The following is a 16123-nucleotide window of genomic DNA, read 5'->3' as shown; positions in this document are numbered from 1 at the left end:
TTCGTTGCCGGGCTGCAGGCTCCGTAACGTCTTTTTTACCGAACTTGGGCATGGATCGGTTGGGACCACGGCCGAATTTGAACACCAAGGAACGAAGCATTGGACGAAATCCTGGTCGATTGGGATGAATTTCGCGCGACGCGTACCCAACTGGGCGCTGCGTTTGTACGGATTCTGGGCTATTTTCGCGAAGATGGCACCAAGTCGGTAGCGGCGATCGAAGAGGCGATGCGCGCCCGCGACGCGCGAGGTCTCGTGATGCCGGCGCACACGCTGAAAAGCGAAGCGCGCCAGTTCGGCGGCGAAAAACTGGGGGCACTCGCCGAAGATATCGAGGTGTTCGCCCGACACTGCGTCGAAAGCCAGACCAGTCCTGAGGAATATCTGCCGCGCGTCGTCACGTTGCGTCCGCTATTCGAAGAAACGCTGGCTGCGTTGGAGCGCGAAGCCAATCCACTCGTTCAGCGCCGCGCCGGCGGTCTGGATCGCGCCATCGGTTACTGACGCATCGGTTGCAGCGACCCGCGCGCCAGACTGCGCCACAGCCATTCGAGCGGCCCATAGCGAAAGCGTTCGAGCCACGGCTTTGACCACAGCAGCATGACGGCCCACATGGCGGCGCAGACCAGATAGAGCGTCCATCGGCCGACATCGCCGAACAGACCGAGCCCATAGCCGTAGAAGATTGTCGTCATCGCGATGCTGGTGCCGAGATAGTTGGAAAAGGCCATCCGTCCGGCCGCCGCGACGCGGGCAATGGCGGCGCTGGCGCCGGCGCGCCGGACCAGCAGGACAAGCAGGGCGGCATAAGCGATCGTCATCATCAGCCGGCCTGGCCCGGTCCACGCCATGAAGGCGTTGACGGCGACGATATAGTCGAAGCCCGACCGCCACTGGAGCCAGCCGACGAGCAGGGTCAGCACCACTCCGGGGGGGAGCCAGCGCAGCGCGATCCGCCGATAGCCGGCGGTGGTCCAGCCGCCGGTCAGGAAGCCGTTGCGAAACAAGGCCATGCCCAGCATCATCAGCGGCAGCGTTTCGAGCATTGTCATCGGCACGCCGACGAACGGATTGGCGGCGCTGTCGAGCCGCGAGTCCAATATTGGCAGATAGGGGCCGCGGTACAGCGAGAGTTCTTCGGCAACCTCGGCATCGATTTCGGCATATTCGTCGCGAATGTCCCGTCCGGCTTCGGCCATCGGGGACGCCGGGTCATCGGCGGCGTTCGCGACGACGAGTTGCGCACCAAAAAAGAGCGACGTCAGGACGATGCCGAGGGTGAAGAGGCCGAGTGCCCATTTGATCAGGCGGCGCGGTTCCCAGTAGCGGAAACGGAACGCGATGCAGCCGACGGCGGCATAGAGGAACAGGATGTCGCCCCACCAGATGAAGAAATAATGGCAGAGGCCGAAGATCGCGAGCCACGTCATGCGGCGATAATGGACCGATGCCGGGTTTTGCCCCGATCCCTCGGCGCGATCGACGATCAGCAGCATGCTCGCCCCGAACAGGATCGAGAACAGCCCGCGCATCTTGCCATCGAACAACAGGAAGCCGAGCGCCCAGGCGGCGATGTCGGTGGAGGTCTCGCCGCCATAGGCCTTGGGCGAGACATAGGCCATTTCGGGCATCGCAAAGGCGACGATGTTCATCGCCAATATGCCCATCACGGCAAAACCGCGCAGCGCGTCGAGGGTGACGAGGCGTTCGCCGGCAGCTTCTCTGTCTTCGCGCACGTCGATCCCCTGCTGTATTATGAGAGCATTACGGTTGGTGGTCGATGCGGTCCAGCGGTTAAGTCATTATTGACATCTATGTCAGTAATGCTATTTGACCATCATCATCTGATTCGCAAGAGACCAGCCATGACCCCCACCATCTTCTCCCACCCCGACCGCCAGCCGCAGAAGTTCCGCCCGTTCAAGGCGTTCCAGCACTTCCGCAACCTCATCAAGGACAAGGAAGACACAGAACAGGTCTTCCACATCTTCGAGAATCTGCCGCGCAAGGGCTTTATGGACGACGCCCGTGCTTTCGTCGAAAGCGATTTCGGCAAGAAGCTGATGGAGCGCGAGCCCTATCTTCCCGACCTGCTCGACGACCATAGCTGGATCGACGAACTGCCCGAAGGCAGCGTCGGCCACGCTTATGTCACCTTCATGCGCCGCGAAGGCCTGTCGGCCGCGGGGCTCGTTGCCGAGGCCGACAAGATGGGCCGGCCGAAGTTCGACGACCAGGTACAATGGTATTCGAACCGCCTGCGCGACACGCACGACCTGTTCCATATCCTGACCGGCTATGGCCGCGACGCGCTGGGTGAACAGTGCGTGCTCGGCTTCACCTATGGCCAGACGGGCAATTATGGCAATTTCTTCATCGCCTATGCTGGCGGTTATGAAGTGAAGCGCAGCATCAAGAGCGATGCGCCGGTGATGGGCGCGATCCGTCAGGGTCAGCGCAACGGCAAGGCATCGAAGGCGATCATCGAGCAAGACATCCGCTCGCTACTCGCCGAACCGCTCGACGCCGCGCGTGCGCGCCTCGGCATCGGCAAGCCGACGCTGTATGAGGAAGCGCACCGCGCATATCGCAACCGCGGCATCGACCCATACAACTTCCTCGCCCCGCAGGCTGCAGCGGCCTGAGTCTCTTATTTCGACACCCCGGCGAAGGCCGGGGTGTCGATGTTTGTTTAGCCTGGCTGGCGATATCAGCTCGCGCTTTGCGGCCAAACGCGCGGGCTGCGCGGCGTCTCCAGCCTGTAGTCGGAATATGATCGGGAAAATATCTCTCGGCCCAGGCGTTCGGCGTCCCCGATCGGGTTCGCCGGATCGTTTTGCACTTCGCCGCGGCTGTTGCCGGCTCCACGCACTACGCTGACAAAGTCCGAATTTGTGTAGCGGGAAAATTCCTGGATCTGGTGGACGATGCCGAGGGCGACGCCGGGATATGTTTCCTCGGAGGCCAGCACCAGGCCGAGCCGTTTGCGTGCCATCGCTGCGAGTGCTTCCTTCGAACCCGGATAGGACGCGGCATAATAGCAGAAGCTGCGATCGAAGAACGCCTTGATCTGGGCGGATACGCCGTACCAATAGATGGGCGAGCAAAAAATCACACCCCGCGCCGGCAAAAAGTCTTCGAAGAACAGGGCGCGATACGGGTCGTCGATCGCGCACTCGCCATCGGGTCGACGGCATTTGCGGCAATCGCGCAGAAACCCGGAAATATGGTCATCCAGAAAACGCAGCGTAACATCGTAGCCTGCCGCCTCTGCGCCACGCCGAGCGGCTTCGGCAAGCGTTGCGGTGTTTCCGTTCCTGCGCGGGCTTCCGACAAGAATGAGCAGTTTTTCCGGCATATCGACCGATCCTTTCGTGTGGGCCGTGGCACGGCTGCCGGGCCTGTTGACGAAAAGGGGTGGCGTGATACGTTCGATTGATCAACTACCTACTATTTTGTCATATACTAACCTTTTGGTAAAAATTAGCGATCATGACGACACGCAAATTGCCCTATAATGACGGTCTTGGACCGGTGTTCGAGATTGTCGGCGGGAAGTGGAAGGCCCGAATTCTCTGGGAACTGCACGATACCCCGGTACGCTTCGGTGCGCTCAAGCGGCGCATTGCCGGGATCAGTGAGAAGATGCTGATCCAGCAATTGCGAGAAATGGAAGTCGACGGTCTTGTGCACCGCGAAATGTTTCATCAGGTCCCGCCGCGCGTCGATTACTCGGTTACCCCCTTGGGGGCATCGCTCAACGATGCGCTGACGCCGCTATGCGAATGGGGGAAGCACAATCTGGAAGAGCGCCGGTCATCGGATCAGATGCCCGACTGACGTGCCGCGGCGGGCGGGCGTTCTTTGCCCGGTCGTTCTTCGATCTCGACGTCGTGACGATGGCGGTCAGCCGAGCTTTGCGATCAGCGCCTGCGCCGCTGCCGGGTTACGCACTTTCGCACCCGAAATGAAGAAGATGTAGACGTCGCGGTCTCCTTTGGCCCAGTCGCCGGCCTGTTTTGCCCACTTGTCGAGCGCCTTGTCGTCGTAACCGGTTTCGACATCCTCCTGGCTGCGCTGCAGCCGCGCATAGGTGAAATCGGCGGTCTGTTCGTCGATGCACGGGAATTCGTCGCTGTCGGCATAGACGACCGCCATGTTCCTTTCGCGCAGCATGTCGATGAAGGCCGGATCGCGGAAGCTTTCGTCGCGGACCTCGATCGCGTGGCGCAGTGGCAGGCCATCCTGCGTATCGGGGAGCAGGTCGAGAAAGCCCGCAAAATCGTCGCGATCGAACTTCTTCGTCGCCATGAATTGCCAGTGGATCGGGCCGAGCCGGTCGCCGAGGCGCGTCAGTCCCTGAGTCAGGAACTTTTCGATCGAGGCGGCGCCCTCCTTCAGTATCTTGCGATTGGTCGTGAAGCGCGACGCCTTGACGCTGAACTTGAAGCCGTCGGGGACCGCAGCGGCCCAATTGGCGAAGGTTTCGGGCTTTTGGCTGCCATAATAGGTGCCGTTGATTTCGATGCCGGTCAGACGCTCGCCCACATATTCGAGCTCGCGCTTTTGCGGGTGGCCGGCGGGGTAGAAGGGGCCGCGCCACGGCTCGAAAGTCCATCCCCCGACTCCGACGTAAATGCTCATGCGTCTATCTCTCCTCGGATGACGTCTTCGTCCAGTTTTGCACGCGCTTGCGCACGACCATGGCAAGTTCGTTCATTGTCGCAACTTGCTCGACGCCATAGTGCTCCGCAGTGATATCGACATTGCCCTTGCGCCAAAAGCCCTCGGGACACAGCAGGACCAGTTTTCCGCTGCGGGCATGGAGGCCCATTTCGAGCAGGCTGACCGGGCTTTGTGACCCCGGCGCGAAATACATGACAATGATGTCGGCAGATTCGAGCGCGCCCAATTCCCATTCGACCTGACGGCGAAATTCGGGCTCTTCCACAACGGGCTTCCACTCGGGGTTCCAGTCGGGACGACGCGGGTTCAGAAACAGCACGTTGAGGTCGCCAAGCGATTTCACGAGCTCGGCCTGCCAATCCACTGCGCGGCCCATATCGATGCTGCCACCAAGAAAGATGCGCGGTCGATCGTGAATGGCGGGCAACGGCTGCGGCGAGGTCGCCATCGGTGCCGCAGCGTGCGCGGGTGCGGAGGTCGCCGTCAGCAGTGCCATTGCCGCTAGCGCCCCACGCATCAGGCGAGCGCCGCGTCGGCCCCCATCAAGGCCGGCAAGAAACCTTCATGCGCTTCGCGCAGTTCGGCGAGCGTGACCTGATGGTCGCTGCCCTCGAGTTCGAACACGATGCGGTCCTTGATCGTGCGGCCGACCGGGTCGACGGGCACGTCGGCGCGGCCGGCAGCATCGAGGAAATCGGCGAGGCAGGTGTCGCAGACGGTAACCAGATACAGGCCCTGATCTTCACCGAAGAAGCTTTCGGCGACCCCGAACGGCTGTTCTTCGCTGACGAGGACGCCGATGTTCGACTTCAGCGCCATTTCGGCGAGCGTCACCGCGATCCCGCCGTCTGACACGTCGTGGCAGGCGGTGATCCAGCCGGCGTTGATCGCGTTGCGGATGAAATCGCCGGTGCGCTTTTCGCAGCGCAGATTGACCTCGGGCGGCGGGCCTTCCTCGCGGTCGTGAATTTCGCGCAGCCAGATCGACTGGCCGAGATGACCCGCACGTTCGCCGACCGCGAGCACGATGTCGCCGGTGCGCTTGAAGCCGATGCCGACCGCCTTGTTCCAATCCTCGATCACGCCGACGCCGCCGATCGCGGGGGTCGGCAGGATGGCGCTGCCGCCGCCGGTCGCCTTGCTCTCGTTATAGAGGCTGACGTTGCCCGACACGATCGGATAGTCGAGTGCGCGGCACGCCTGCGCCATGCCGTCGAGGCAGCCGACAATCTGCCCCATGATTTCGGGGCGCTGCGGATTGGCGAAGTTCAGGCAGTTGGTGATCGCGAGCGGGGTCGCGCCGACCGCGCTGATGTTGCGCCAGGTTTCGGCGACCGCCTGCTTGCCGCCCTCGACGGGGTCGGCATAGCAATAGCGCGGGGTGCAGTCGGTCGACATGGCGAGCGCGCGGTTGGTGCCATGGATGCGGACGAGCGCAGCATCGCCGCCGGTCTGCACCGTGTCGGCACCGACCTGGCTGTCATACTGCTCCCAGATCCAGCGGCGGCTGGCGATGTCGGGGGTGCCCATCAAGGCTTTGAGGTCGGCGGCGACGTCCTTCGTCTCCGGGACGTTGGTCAGCTCGGGCTGCTTGGGCGTCGGGACGTGCGGGCGGTCATAGAGCGGCGCGTCGTCGGCGAGCGGCGCGAGCGGAATGTCGCAGACGATCTCGCCTTTATGCTCGAGCACCATGCGGCCGGTGTCGGTGACGGTGCCGATGACCGCGAAGTCGAGTTCCCATTTGTGGAAGATCGCGGCGGCGAAATCTTCGCGGCCGGGCTTCAGCACCATCAGCATGCGTTCCTGCGATTCGGACAGCATCATTTCATAGGCGGTCATATTGGCTTCGCGCTGCGGCACATCGTCCATCTTGAGATGGAGGCCGACGCCGCCCTTCGACGCCATCTCGACCGACGAGCTGGTGAGGCCCGCGGCGCCCATGTCCTGGATCGCAACGATCGCGTCCGACGCCATCAGTTCGAGGCACGCCTCGATCAGCAGCTTTTCGGTGAAGGGATCGCCGACCTGCACCGTCGGGCGCTTTTCCTCGGCGTCCTCGCCGAAGTCGGCCGACGCCATCGTCGCGCCGTGGATGCCGTCGCGGCCGGTCTTCGAGCCGACATAGACGATCGGATTGCCGACGCCGCTCGCGGCCGAATAGAAGATCTTGTCCTGTTCGGCGACGCCGACGGTCATCGCGTTGACGAGAATATTGCCGTCATAGGCCTTGTGGAAATTGACCTCGCCGCCGACGGTCGGAACGCCGACGCAATTGCCGTAGCCGCCGATGCCGTGGACGACGCCCGAGATGAGATGCTTCATCTTCGGATGATCGGGGCGGCCGAAACGCAGCGCGTTGAGGTTCGCGACCGGGCGCGCGCCCATTGTGAAGACGTCGCGGAGGATGCCGCCGACCCCGGTCGCCGCGCCCTGATAGGGTTCGATATACGACGGATGGTTGTGGCTCTCCATCTTGAAGATCGCGGCGAGCTTCTTGCCGTCCGGCCCTTCGCCGATATCGATGACGCCCGCATTTTCACCGGGGCCGCAGATCACCCAGGGGGCCTCGGTCGGCAGTTTCTTGAGGTGGAGGCGCGAGCTTTTATAGCTGCAATGCTCGGACCACATGACCGAGAAGATGCCGAGTTCGACAAGGTTCGGTTCGCGCCCGAGCGCGTGCAGGACGCGTTCATATTCTTCCGGAGACAGGCCGTGTTCGGCGACGATCTCGGGGGTGATGACGGAGGCGGGCGCGGTTGCGGTCTGAGTCATGGCGCGCCTTTAGCGGCCCGCGCGTAAAACGAACAGACCCCATGATGCGAAAACATCATGGGGTCTGCGGTCGGAGAGACGATTTAGCGCGAGGCGAGGGTCGCGGGCTTCACGAGCGGTTCGACGTCGCGCAGTGCGAAACTGACCTGCTGTGAGCCAACGGTGCCGCGGACGCGATGCTGGCCGACGCGGAGCGTGAAAGGCTTACCGGTCCGTTCCTCGACACCGCTGATGACGCGGGTGTCGCCGACTTTGGTCACGGTATAGCTGTAGGTGGCGCCTTCATGCTCGAAGCGCTGGGTCGGAGCGTCCTGCGCGATCGCGATGGACGGCGCCAGCGCGAGCAGGCCGAGGACGGGAAGAATGATCTTTTTCATGATGCAAGTCCTTGTCTAGCGAACAAAACTTGCCTTCGAGCCCCTCTCTTCTTGTGCGGTGCAGCATGACGGGCGGAGCGGGGCCCAGCAATTGCAAAAAACAGAACCGTGATTGCGCCGGACGACGGGATCAGGTGCGGGCGGACACCACGAACCCACGGTTGGCGCCCACCCATCCGGCGGTGCCGGCAAGCAATGCATAGGCGGTGAGCATCGTCGCCGGGATGGCGAGCGAATAGACCGGTTCCTTCGGCCCGAACCAGTCGATTGCCTGCACAAGCGCGAGCAGCGCCGCGAGTATCCAGAGCCGGCGGTTGCCGCCCGGGGCTTCGGTGCGCCGCATATAATAGATGAACGCGCCGCCGATCAGCATGATTTCGAGCGGCATCGCGACGAGCGGCTGGTTCCACAGCCCGAGCCCGAGCTTCGGCGGTGCGCCGAACAGCGTGAGGTCGGGAATATGGACGAGCAGATCGATAAACCAGTGCGAGACGACGACCAGCGCCGCACCGATCGCGGCCTCGCGGCGCTTTGTCGCGAGCCAGACGAGGAGACCGAAAACACCCGCCCATATCGCGGCGCCGAGCAGGCTGTGCGTATAGGGCATATGGTGCAGATCCATCGGGTTCATCGCCGTGATGCCGGGGACGATCCGCATTGCCTCCACTCCCGGGATCAGCAGTGCGGCAAAGCCGATGTCGACAAGCTGCGCGGCAACGAACAACGTCCCGAGCCCCGCCGCCCTGGGGCGGGCCGCGGCGATCAGCGCCGGGGCGAAATGACCGATGAACATGGCAGGATGCTATAGGGCAAAAGCGCGACGTCAAGCTTGACCGAACGGGTATGAAGGGGCCAAAGCAGGGCGCATGACGGACACCCCCGAACCCGCCGCCCCTTCCGCCATTTCGTCGCTGTCGTTCGAGGCCGCGATGGGCGAACTCGAAACGATCGTGCGGCGGCTCGAAAGCGGCGACGTCAGTCTCGAAGAATCGGTTGCGCTCTACGAGCGTGGCCATGCGCTGCGCGGACATTGCGAAGCGCGGCTTGCGGCGGCGCAGGCGCGCATCGAACAGGTCAGCCTGGGCGCCGACGGCCGGCCGGCTGGAACCACCCCCTTCGGCGAAAGCTGATCCGGCATGGCGTTCGACGACGACGAAGTTTCGCGCGGAACGCAATTGCTCCTTTCCACGCAGGCCGAGGTTGTCGCGGGGATCGATCAGTTGTTCGACCGGCTGCTGACTGTCCCTTCCGACCCGCGCGGGCCGCTTTATGAAGCGATGCGCCACGCGGCGGTCGCGGGGGGCAAAAGGCTGCGCCCGCTGCTCGTCCGCGCTGCGGGCGACCTGTTTCACGTCGACCGCACGCTGACCCTGCGCGTCGGTGCGGCGGTCGAGGCGATGCACGTCTATTCGCTGATCCACGACGATCTGCCGTGCATGGACGATGACGACCTGCGTCGCGGCAAACCGACGGTGCACAAGGCCTTCAACGAGGCGACGGCGGTTCTCGCAGGCGATTCGCTCCATGCGCTGGCCTTCGAATGGCTGTGCGATCCGGTAACGAGCAGTGACCCGTTCGTGCGCGGCGAACTGTGCTGCGAACTTGCGCGCGCCGCTGGCCCAGCGGGTATGGCGGGCGGGCAGATGATGGACCTTGCCGCAGAGACGTCGAATTTCGACCTGCCGACGGTGACGCGCCTGCAACAGCTCAAGACCGGCGCACTGATCGCCTTTTCGGTCGAGGCGGGGGCGATCCTCGCGCGTATCCCGCCCGAAAGCCGCACGCCGCTGCGCGGCTATGCGCGCGACATCGGGCTCGCCTTCCAGATCGCCGACGACATCATGGACGTCGAGGGCGACGAGGCGCTTGCGGGCAAGGCGCTGCACAAGGATGATGCGGCGGGCAAAGCAACCTTTGTGACGCTGATGGGGTTGGAGCGCGCGCGCGAACAGGCAACCGCGCTTGTTGAACAGGCGATCGGACATCTGTCGAATTTTGGTGAAGAGGCGACGCTGCTGCGTGCGATTGCGCGTTATGTCGTGGAAAGGGACCGTTAATGCGGGTGGGGGTTTATCCGGGCACGTTCGATCCGATCACGCTCGGGCACATGGATATTATCCGGCGCGGCGCGAAGCTGGTCGACCGGCTGGTCATCGGCGTCACGACCAACATCACCAAGTCGCCGATGTTCGACGATGACGAGCGGATCGCGATGGTGAAGGCCGAGGTTGCGGGTATCGACGGCGACATCCGCGTCGTCGGTTTCAACGCGCTGTTGATGGACTTTGCCGAGCGCGAGGGCGCCAGCATGATCGTCCGCGGGCTGCGTGCGGTCGCCGATTTCGAATATGAATATCAGATGGCGGGCATGAACCAGCAGCTGAACGACCGGATCGAGACGGTGTTCCTGATGGCCGATGTCGGACTCCAGCCGATTGCGTCGCGACTGGTCAAGGAAATCGCGATCTTTGGCGGCGATATCCGCAAATTCGTGACGCCTCCGGTGCGCGATGCCGTCGTCGCCCGCATCGCCGAGCGCGGGCTGCTCCAGGGCGACCGCTGATACCGATCATTGAGCGTTCAGCTTTTTCCGGCTAGGGCGCGCCATCGGGGCGCAAATCCAGTTTATTTTTCCAAAGGCCGATCCAGCATGAAATCTTCCTTCCGCCCCTTGGTTCTGACGGCGATGGCGTTCGGTCTTGCGGCTGCTGCCGTTGCGCAAGAGGCGCCGCCTGCGCCCGCACCGAATCCCGAGCAGAGCCTGCCGGAACCGCCCGTGCCTGCGCCTGCGCCGGTCGAAGCTCCGCCCACCCCCGCGCCGGCTGCGGACGCGGCAACCCCGGCGACAGAAGTCCCCGCGGTGCCAGCGATGACCCCCGATCAATATATCAACAACCCCGAATATATGCTCAATATCGACCTTTCGACGGGCGGCCGGGTCGTGATCCAGCTCTACCCCAATGTTGCGCCGAACCATGTCGAGCGGCTGAAGCAACTGGCGCGCGCCGGTTTTTACGACGGAGTGAAATTCCACCGCGTGATCGACGGCTTCATGGCGCAGACGGGCGACCCGACTGCGACCGGGCAGGGTGGTTCGCAGCTTCCCGACATCAAGGCCGAATTCAACGTGACCCCGCACTTGCGCGGCACGCTGTCGATGGCGCGCGCCGAAAGCGAGGACAGCGCGAACAGCCAGTTCTTCATCATGCTCCAGCCGCGCTTCTCGCTCGACCGCCGTTATACTGCCTTCGGCCGCGTTGTGTCGGGGATGCAATATGTCGATGCGATTCATAAGGGCGAGCCGCCCGAAGTCATGTCGCGCATGGTGCAGGTTTCGGTCGCCGCGGACAACAAGCCGATGCCGCCGGCATCGATGCTGACCGAGGCGGCGCCCCCGCCCGCTGCAGCGATCACCGCCGACCAGCTCAACGCTCCGATCAAGCAGTAAGCGCGGGGACGCGCGCGAACCCTTATGCGCGTCGACGCCTTCGATTTCGATCTCCCCAACGAGCGTATCGCGCTCCGCCCCGCGCGGCCGCGCGATGCGGCGCGGATGCTCGTGGTCGATGGCGGCGAGATCGTCGAAGCGGGGGTCGCCGACCTCCCCGCATGGCTGCGCCCTGGCGACTGCCTTGTGTTCAACGACACGCGCGTCATCCCGGCGCAGCTCGAAGGCCGGCGTGGGCCAAGGGAAGAGGACGGCGCGCAGGGCGCGCCTGGGGCGAGGATCGGGGCGACGCTGCATAAGCGCATCGATCTGCGCCGTTGGCAGGCGTTCGTGCGCAATGCGAAGCGGCTGCGCGCCGGCGAGACGGTCGATTTCGGCGCGGGGGTCACGGCGCTCGCCGAGGAGCGGCTGGCCGATGGCAGCTTCATTCTCGCCTTTGCCGGCGACGAACCGGTAGAGGTCCTGCTCGAACGCGCCGGTACGATGCCGTTGCCACCCTATATCGCGGGTAAGCGTGCGACCGACGACGACGACCGCGCCGATTATCAGACGATGTTCGCGCGCGAGGACGGCGCTGTCGCAGCGCCCACAGCGGCGCTGCACTTCACGCCGAAGCTGCTCGCCGCTCTGGCCGCGGCGGGTGTCGCGAGCGAAACGCTGACGCTGCACGTCGGCGCCGGAACCTTCCTGCCCGTGAAGGCCGACAACACCGAAGATCATGTCATGCACGCCGAATGGGGGCGGATCGACGCCGATACCGCCGCCCGGCTCAATGCCGTGCGCGCGGCGGGGCGCCGCGTCATCGCGGTCGGCACCACCAGCTTGCGCCTGCTCGAAAGCGCGGCGCAGGACGACGGCATGATCGCGCCCTTCGCGGGCGACACCGCGATCTTCATCACCCCGGGCTATCGTTTCAAGGCGATCGACGGGTTGATGACCAATTTCCACCTGCCGCGCTCGACCCTGTTCATGCTGGTCAGTGCGCTGATGGGATTGGAGACGATGCAGGCCGCCTACGCCCACGCCATCGAAAGCGAATATCGCTTCTACAGCTATGGCGATGCGAGCCTGTTGCTGCCCCGTCAGAGCGATCGGTCGGCGTAAATCGCCATCGCGTCTGCGATGAATTCGGGGCAGCCGGGTAACGCGTCATCGTCATAGGTGCCCCGGAATTCGGGGTTCTCGACATAATAGCGGCCGAGCCCCTTGAACGCCGCGGCATCGGGAGTCCAGCTGTGCGATACCCAGCCATAGTGGCGGCGGGTTACGGTCTGTACCGCGTCTGAGGCCGGGTCGGCGCCCTCGCGAAACAGGCGCAGGAAATCGTGCCGGATCGCCTCCATTTCCGCCTGGATCGCGGCGACCTGCTCCTTGCTGAACGACCGTGCCTTGGCCTGCGCAGCCGCAACGGCGTCCTTGCCCCAATAATCCTCTGCCTCGCGCTGCCAGTGCTCGCGCGTTTCGGGGGCGATGCCTGCGTAATAGTCGTTGGCGTCCATGTCTTCGTCCTTTTCCAGTGATGCAATCGTGCGATCTATGGTCTGGATGAGGGTTCGATGGTGCGCGATCCGGCCCTCGAGCGCCGCGCGGTGCCCGCGTAGCGCCGCCAGCGGATCGAAGGCGGGATCGTCCAGAACGGCGGCTATCTCTGCCAGCGGCAGGCCAAGCTCACGGTAAAAGAGGATCTGCTGCAGTCGCAGCAATTCCTCTTTCCCATAATATCGGTAACCATTGCCACCGATATGGCCGGGTTTCAGCAGGCCGATCGCATCATAATGATGCAGCGTCCTGACGCTGATCCCCGCAGCCTTCGCGACCTGCCGAACCGTCCGCATTCACCGTCTCCTCATCACAGGACCTGCCTATCGGCGATGACGCAGCGTGAGGGTCAAGCGCTTTTGTGCCTTTTGATCGACGGGCGCGGCGCGGCAATATTTACACTATTGCAAGGCATTGTCGGCATAGCGGCCGAAGTGTGGGGATCAGTAAAGAGTTTGTTTAATGGAAGCGCCATCGCGGATGGACTCCGGCGACCGGGGGGATGATCAAGCCGATGAAGGCCAGCGCGGCTTTTTAGGCATGTTCGGCTCCCGTATCGGCAAACAGCGCGGCGATGTCGTGCCGAACCTGCACACCCGTGAAGCTCTGTTGCTGCTCCAGAACTATGAGGAAAGCGGCGAGGGATGGTTCTGGTCGACCGATGCCAGAGGGCAGCTGACCTATATCACCGATTCGGTCGCGCGGTTGATGGGCCGAACCGCCGGAAATCTGCTCGGTGTGGTATTTACCGAATTGTTCCTGCCCGTCGACGGCCGTGGCGAACGGCAGCGGACATTGCCTTTCCTGCTGACCAAACAGTCCAAGTTCGACAAGCTGCCGCTGCGTAGCGCGTTCGAGGGCGACGATCGTTGGTGGGCGATATCGGGGCGGCCGCAGTTCGACGGGGCTGGCAAGTTTACCGGTTATCGGGGGAGCGGTGCCGATATTACCGCGCAGCGCCGCTCGGCCGAGGATGCGTCGCGGCTGGCGCTTTATGACTCGCTGACCGGGCTCGCCAACCGGTTCAACATATCGAAAAAGCTCGACGCGACGCTCGCGGCTTTTGCGCAGCAGCAGCGGTCCTGCGCCATCATGCTGCTCGACCTCGACCGTTTCAAGCAGGTCAACGACACACTCGGCCATCCGGCCGGCGATGCGCTGCTGAAACAGGTGGCCGAACGCTTGCTGAAGATCGTCGGCGACAACGAGATGGTAAGCCGTCTCGGCGGCGACGAATTCCAGATCATCCTTCCCGACATCGAGGATCGCGGCAAGCTGGGCGACATGGCGGCGGACATCATCGCCAGCCTGTCGCAACCCTATTCGGTCGAGGGCAGCCGTTGCATCATCGGTGCGTCGGTCGGCGTTGCGATCGCGCCCTTCGACGGCCTTAGCAGCGACGACCTTGTCCGCAATGCCGATCTCGCCCTCTATGCCGCGAAGGGCAACGGACGCGGCCGGTTCGCCTTCTATTCGAGCGATCTGCACCAGGCGGCCGAACAGCGCCGGGCGCTGGAGCATGATTTGCGCGACGCACTGGCGCGCGGCGAAATTACGCTCGGCTATCAACCGGTCGTCAACGCCAGATCGAATATGGTGACGGGGGTCGAGGCACTTGTCCGCTGGACGCACCGCGACCGCGGCGCGATATCGCCCGCGGTGTTCATCCCGATTGCCGAAGAAGCCAATCTGATCTGGCCGCTTGGCGAATGGGTGCTGCGCAAGGCATGCGAGGATGCGGCCCGCTGGCCCGGCGACATGCGTGTCGCTGTCAACGTCTCCCCCATCCAGTTCGCGAACGCCGACCTGCCCAGAATCGTAGCGCAGGCGCTTGCGGCGGCCGGCCTTGCGCCCGATCGGCTGGAACTCGAAATCACCGAAAGCGTGTTCCTGGGCGATTCCGCCGAAACGAACCAGATGTTCAAGGCGCTGAAGGATCTGGGGGTTCGCCTCGCGCTCGACGATTTCGGTACCGGCTATTCATCGCTCGGCTATCTTCAGTCGGCGCCGTTCGACAAGATCAAGATCGACCAGAGTTTCGTCCGTGATGCCACTGTGCCGGGATCGCGCAACGGTGCGATCATTGCGGCGATCGTCGCGCTTGCCGAGGCATTGGAGATGGAAACGACCGCTGAGGGCATCGAATCGCTCGACCAGCTCGAATTGGTCTGCAAGTTGAACGTCAGCCATGTCCAAGGCTATGTCTATAGCAAGCCGGTGCCCCAGGACGAACTGCTGGAACATGTCGACGCAGGGGCCTGGACGATCAAACCGGCTGGCCCGGCGCGTCAACGCAACGACCGCTTCTCGCTGTTCCGCCAGGTCGGCGCGATTCACGACAATCATCGCTATGCTGTCGTCATCCGGAACTTGTCGTCGACCGGCGCTTTTATCGAAGGCATATTGGACGTGCCCGTCGGCACCCGGTTCGTGATCGATTTCGGCGAAGGCCAGCTCATCACGGCGACAGTCCGGCGTTCGATGAAGCATCAGCAAGGCATCGAATTCGAACAGACGATGGTCAGCGACGGCAATGGCGGATTGTGCACGCGTCATCGCGTCTCGCCCTATCTGATCGCTGCGGCGACCCAGCCGACGTCGGCCCTGGCGCTGCCCTCCTTTACGACGACGAACGACTGGAAAGCGGTCTGAGCCGGAACCGACCACCGCGTGAGCCGTTCTTTTTCCGGAAACGGAGAAGACTATGGCTGAGACCAAAATCTTTGCACGGCTCAAGGCCGATCACGATCGCCACCGCGAGCTTCTCGACCGGATCGACGAAACGCAAGGCGGCAGCGACGACCGTCGCTATCTGTTCGAAACATTTCGTGTCGAGGTGACCGCGCATGCCGCGTCGGAGGAAATGTCGCTTTATGCGACCATGCTCGGCAAACCCGATTTGCGCGAAGACGCGCAGCACAGCGTATCCGAGCATAAGGAAATCGACGAGCTTCTGACCGAACTGTACGAGATGGACTTCGCCTCGACCGGTTGGCTGACGCGCTTTCGCACGATGAAGCACCGCTACCTTCACCATATCGATGAGGAAGAGGAAGAGATGTTCCCCGAGGCCGAGGACGGCCTGTCCGAGGCGAAGAAGAAAGAACTCGTCGCCATTTTCGAAAAGCAAAAGCCGAAGGAAAAGGCCAAGGCAGCGGCCGATGAGCCGTCGAGCGACGACGAGAAGGAATAATCCAATTTCTCTGTCATCCTGGCGAAAGCCGGAATCTAGGCACCGAATTTGAACGCGACAGTGAGATCCCGGCCTTCGCCGGGATGACGATATGGGTTGTGTCGCGAC

Annotated in this window: 18 protein-coding genes; 10 read left to right on the top strand and 8 right to left on the bottom strand. The window is 63.2% G+C overall.

Annotation, left to right across the window (positions count from 1 at the left end; all coding sequences use genetic code 11):
* Nucleotides 1–99 precede the first annotated feature (99 nt).
* Nucleotides 100–504 (top strand): Hpt domain-containing protein, encoded by a 405-nt coding sequence (locus tag AC07NV_RS02900; RefSeq protein WP_495164833.1) that lies wholly within the window; start codon nt 100–102, stop codon nt 502–504.
* On the opposite strand, the gene AC07NV_RS02895 is transcribed toward AC07NV_RS02900, so the two are convergent.
* Complete coding sequence (locus AC07NV_RS02895; RefSeq protein ID WP_495164832.1) at nt 498–1736, bottom strand: DUF418 domain-containing protein; 1239 nt, start codon at nt 1734–1736, stop codon at nt 498–500. The two genes, AC07NV_RS02900 and AC07NV_RS02895, sit on opposite strands and share 7 nt — an antisense overlap.
* A 129-nt stretch (nt 1737–1865) precedes the next feature.
* Here AC07NV_RS02895 and AC07NV_RS02890 point away from each other — a divergent pair, with 129 nt between their 5' ends.
* Nucleotides 1866–2645 carry a Coq4 family protein gene (locus AC07NV_RS02890; RefSeq protein WP_495164831.1) on the top strand — a complete coding sequence of 260 codons (780 nt, stop codon included), beginning with the start codon at nt 1866–1868 and terminating at the stop codon, nt 2643–2645.
* Nucleotides 2646–2710: 65 nt separating this feature from the next.
* Here AC07NV_RS02890 and AC07NV_RS02885 read toward each other — a convergent pair whose 3' ends face one another.
* The gene (locus AC07NV_RS02885; RefSeq protein ID WP_495164830.1) at nt 2711–3358 is read right to left on the bottom strand and encodes a flavodoxin family protein; all 648 of its coding nucleotides are present in this window, start codon (nt 3356–3358) and stop codon (nt 2711–2713) included.
* Between the two features lie 134 nt (nt 3359–3492).
* On the opposite strand from AC07NV_RS02885, the gene AC07NV_RS02880 reads away from it, so the two are divergent.
* Nucleotides 3493–3840, top strand: coding sequence for a winged helix-turn-helix transcriptional regulator (locus tag AC07NV_RS02880; RefSeq protein WP_495164829.1), 348 nt, complete (start codon nt 3493–3495; stop codon nt 3838–3840).
* Between the two features lie 66 nt (nt 3841–3906).
* Here the strand turns inward: AC07NV_RS02880 and AC07NV_RS02875 are convergent, their stop codons facing one another.
* From AC07NV_RS02875 to AC07NV_RS02855, 5 genes are all read right to left on the bottom strand, one after another.
* A complete protein-coding gene (locus AC07NV_RS02875; RefSeq protein WP_495164828.1) occupies nt 3907–4644 on the bottom strand; it encodes a DUF72 domain-containing protein in 738 nt (245 codons plus the stop codon).
* A gap of 4 nt (nt 4645–4648) precedes the next feature.
* Complete coding sequence (locus AC07NV_RS02870) at nt 4649–5182, bottom strand: nucleoside 2-deoxyribosyltransferase domain-containing protein (protein WP_495164827.1); 534 nt, start codon at nt 5180–5182, stop codon at nt 4649–4651.
* Nucleotides 5183–5202: 20 nt separating this feature from the next.
* Nucleotides 5203–7458: a phosphoribosylformylglycinamidine synthase subunit PurL gene (gene purL / locus AC07NV_RS02865; protein WP_495164826.1), complete on the bottom strand. Its 2256-nt coding sequence runs from the start codon at nt 7456–7458 to the stop codon at nt 5203–5205.
* 83 nt (nt 7459–7541) lie between these two features.
* Nucleotides 7542–7835 carry a hypothetical protein gene (locus AC07NV_RS02860; protein WP_495164825.1) on the bottom strand — a complete coding sequence of 98 codons (294 nt, stop codon included), beginning with the start codon at nt 7833–7835 and terminating at the stop codon, nt 7542–7544.
* Nucleotides 7836–7965: 130 nt separating this feature from the next.
* Nucleotides 7966–8628, bottom strand: coding sequence for a hypothetical protein (locus tag AC07NV_RS02855; RefSeq protein WP_495164824.1), 663 nt, complete (start codon nt 8626–8628; stop codon nt 7966–7968).
* A 73-nt stretch (nt 8629–8701) separates the two neighbouring features.
* On the opposite strand from AC07NV_RS02855, the gene AC07NV_RS02850 reads away from it, so the two are divergent.
* The 5 genes from AC07NV_RS02850 to queA all read left to right on the top strand — a co-directional run bounded on the left by AC07NV_RS02850 (nt 8702) and on the right by queA (nt 12387).
* Complete coding sequence (locus AC07NV_RS02850; RefSeq protein WP_495164823.1) at nt 8702–8965, top strand: exodeoxyribonuclease VII small subunit; 264 nt, start codon at nt 8702–8704, stop codon at nt 8963–8965.
* Nucleotides 8966–8971: 6 nt separating this feature from the next.
* Entirely contained in the window at nt 8972–9892 is a 921-nt protein-coding gene (locus tag AC07NV_RS02845; RefSeq protein WP_495164822.1) for a polyprenyl synthetase family protein, read from the top strand.
* A complete protein-coding gene (gene coaD, locus AC07NV_RS02840) occupies nt 9892–10398 on the top strand; it encodes a pantetheine-phosphate adenylyltransferase (protein ID WP_495164821.1) in 507 nt (168 codons plus the stop codon). The genes AC07NV_RS02845 and coaD overlap by 1 nt, the downstream gene beginning before the upstream one ends.
* 87 nt (nt 10399–10485) lie before the next feature.
* Nucleotides 10486–11283 carry a peptidylprolyl isomerase gene (locus AC07NV_RS02835; RefSeq protein ID WP_495164820.1) on the top strand — a complete coding sequence of 266 codons (798 nt, stop codon included), beginning with the start codon at nt 10486–10488 and terminating at the stop codon, nt 11281–11283.
* A gap of 24 nt (nt 11284–11307) precedes the next feature.
* Nucleotides 11308–12387, top strand: a complete 1080-nt coding sequence (queA, locus tag AC07NV_RS02830) for a tRNA preQ1(34) S-adenosylmethionine ribosyltransferase-isomerase QueA (protein ID WP_495164819.1) — start codon at nt 11308–11310, stop codon at nt 12385–12387.
* On the opposite strand, the gene AC07NV_RS02825 is transcribed toward queA, so the two are convergent.
* Nucleotides 12366–13118: a MerR family transcriptional regulator gene (locus tag AC07NV_RS02825; RefSeq protein WP_495164818.1), complete on the bottom strand. Its 753-nt coding sequence runs from the start codon at nt 13116–13118 to the stop codon at nt 12366–12368. The genes queA and AC07NV_RS02825 overlap by 22 nt on opposite strands.
* A gap of 244 nt (nt 13119–13362) precedes the next feature.
* Between AC07NV_RS02825 and AC07NV_RS02820 the strand changes: the two genes are divergently transcribed.
* Together AC07NV_RS02820 and AC07NV_RS02815 are read left to right on the top strand one after the other, a co-directional pair.
* Nucleotides 13363–15474: an EAL domain-containing protein gene (locus AC07NV_RS02820; RefSeq protein WP_495164817.1), complete on the top strand. Its 2112-nt coding sequence runs from the start codon at nt 13363–13365 to the stop codon at nt 15472–15474.
* Nucleotides 15475–15526: 52 nt separating this feature from the next.
* Nucleotides 15527–16015, top strand: coding sequence for a hemerythrin domain-containing protein (locus AC07NV_RS02815; RefSeq protein ID WP_495164816.1), 489 nt, complete (start codon nt 15527–15529; stop codon nt 16013–16015).
* The last annotated feature ends 108 nt before the right edge of the window (nt 16016–16123 follow it).

It is taken from the genome of Sphingopyxis sp. GW821-FHT10B01, assembly GCF_059415685.1.
The sequence above is the reverse complement of the archived record's forward strand: the minus strand, read 5'-3'. Positions and strand labels throughout refer to the sequence as shown.

Excerpts from the sequence above, each read along its gene's own strand:
- AC07NV_RS02815 (WP_495164816.1), top strand. The coding sequence starts at position 15,527 with ATGGCTGAGACCAAAATCTTTGCACGGCTCAAGGCCGATCACGATCGC.
- AC07NV_RS02880 (WP_495164829.1), top strand. The coding sequence starts at position 3,493 with ATGACGACACGCAAATTGCCCTATAATGACGGTCTTGGACCGGTGTTC.
- queA (WP_495164819.1), top strand. The coding sequence starts at position 11,308 with ATGCGCGTCGACGCCTTCGATTTCGATCTCCCCAACGAGCGTATCGCG.
- AC07NV_RS02835 (WP_495164820.1), top strand. The coding sequence starts at position 10,486 with ATGAAATCTTCCTTCCGCCCCTTGGTTCTGACGGCGATGGCGTTCGGT.
- AC07NV_RS02875 (WP_495164828.1), bottom strand. The coding sequence starts at position 4,644 with ATGAGCATTTACGTCGGAGTCGGGGGATGGACTTTCGAGCCGTGGCGC.
- purL (WP_495164826.1), bottom strand. The coding sequence starts at position 7,458 with ATGACTCAGACCGCAACCGCGCCCGCCTCCGTCATCACCCCCGAGATC.
- coaD (WP_495164821.1), top strand. The coding sequence starts at position 9,892 with ATGCGGGTGGGGGTTTATCCGGGCACGTTCGATCCGATCACGCTCGGG.
- AC07NV_RS02820 (WP_495164817.1), top strand. The coding sequence starts at position 13,363 with ATGTTCGGCTCCCGTATCGGCAAACAGCGCGGCGATGTCGTGCCGAAC.
- AC07NV_RS02855 (WP_495164824.1), bottom strand. The coding sequence starts at position 8,628 with ATGTTCATCGGTCATTTCGCCCCGGCGCTGATCGCCGCGGCCCGCCCC.
- AC07NV_RS02825 (WP_495164818.1), bottom strand. The coding sequence starts at position 13,118 with ATGCGGACGGTTCGGCAGGTCGCGAAGGCTGCGGGGATCAGCGTCAGG.
- AC07NV_RS02890 (WP_495164831.1), top strand. The coding sequence starts at position 1,866 with ATGACCCCCACCATCTTCTCCCACCCCGACCGCCAGCCGCAGAAGTTC.
- AC07NV_RS02850 (WP_495164823.1), top strand. The coding sequence starts at position 8,702 with ATGACGGACACCCCCGAACCCGCCGCCCCTTCCGCCATTTCGTCGCTG.
- AC07NV_RS02845 (WP_495164822.1), top strand. The coding sequence starts at position 8,972 with ATGGCGTTCGACGACGACGAAGTTTCGCGCGGAACGCAATTGCTCCTT.
- AC07NV_RS02885 (WP_495164830.1), bottom strand. The coding sequence starts at position 3,358 with ATGCCGGAAAAACTGCTCATTCTTGTCGGAAGCCCGCGCAGGAACGGA.
- AC07NV_RS02860 (WP_495164825.1), bottom strand. The coding sequence starts at position 7,835 with ATGAAAAAGATCATTCTTCCCGTCCTCGGCCTGCTCGCGCTGGCGCCG.
- AC07NV_RS02870 (WP_495164827.1), bottom strand. The coding sequence starts at position 5,182 with ATGGCACTGCTGACGGCGACCTCCGCACCCGCGCACGCTGCGGCACCG.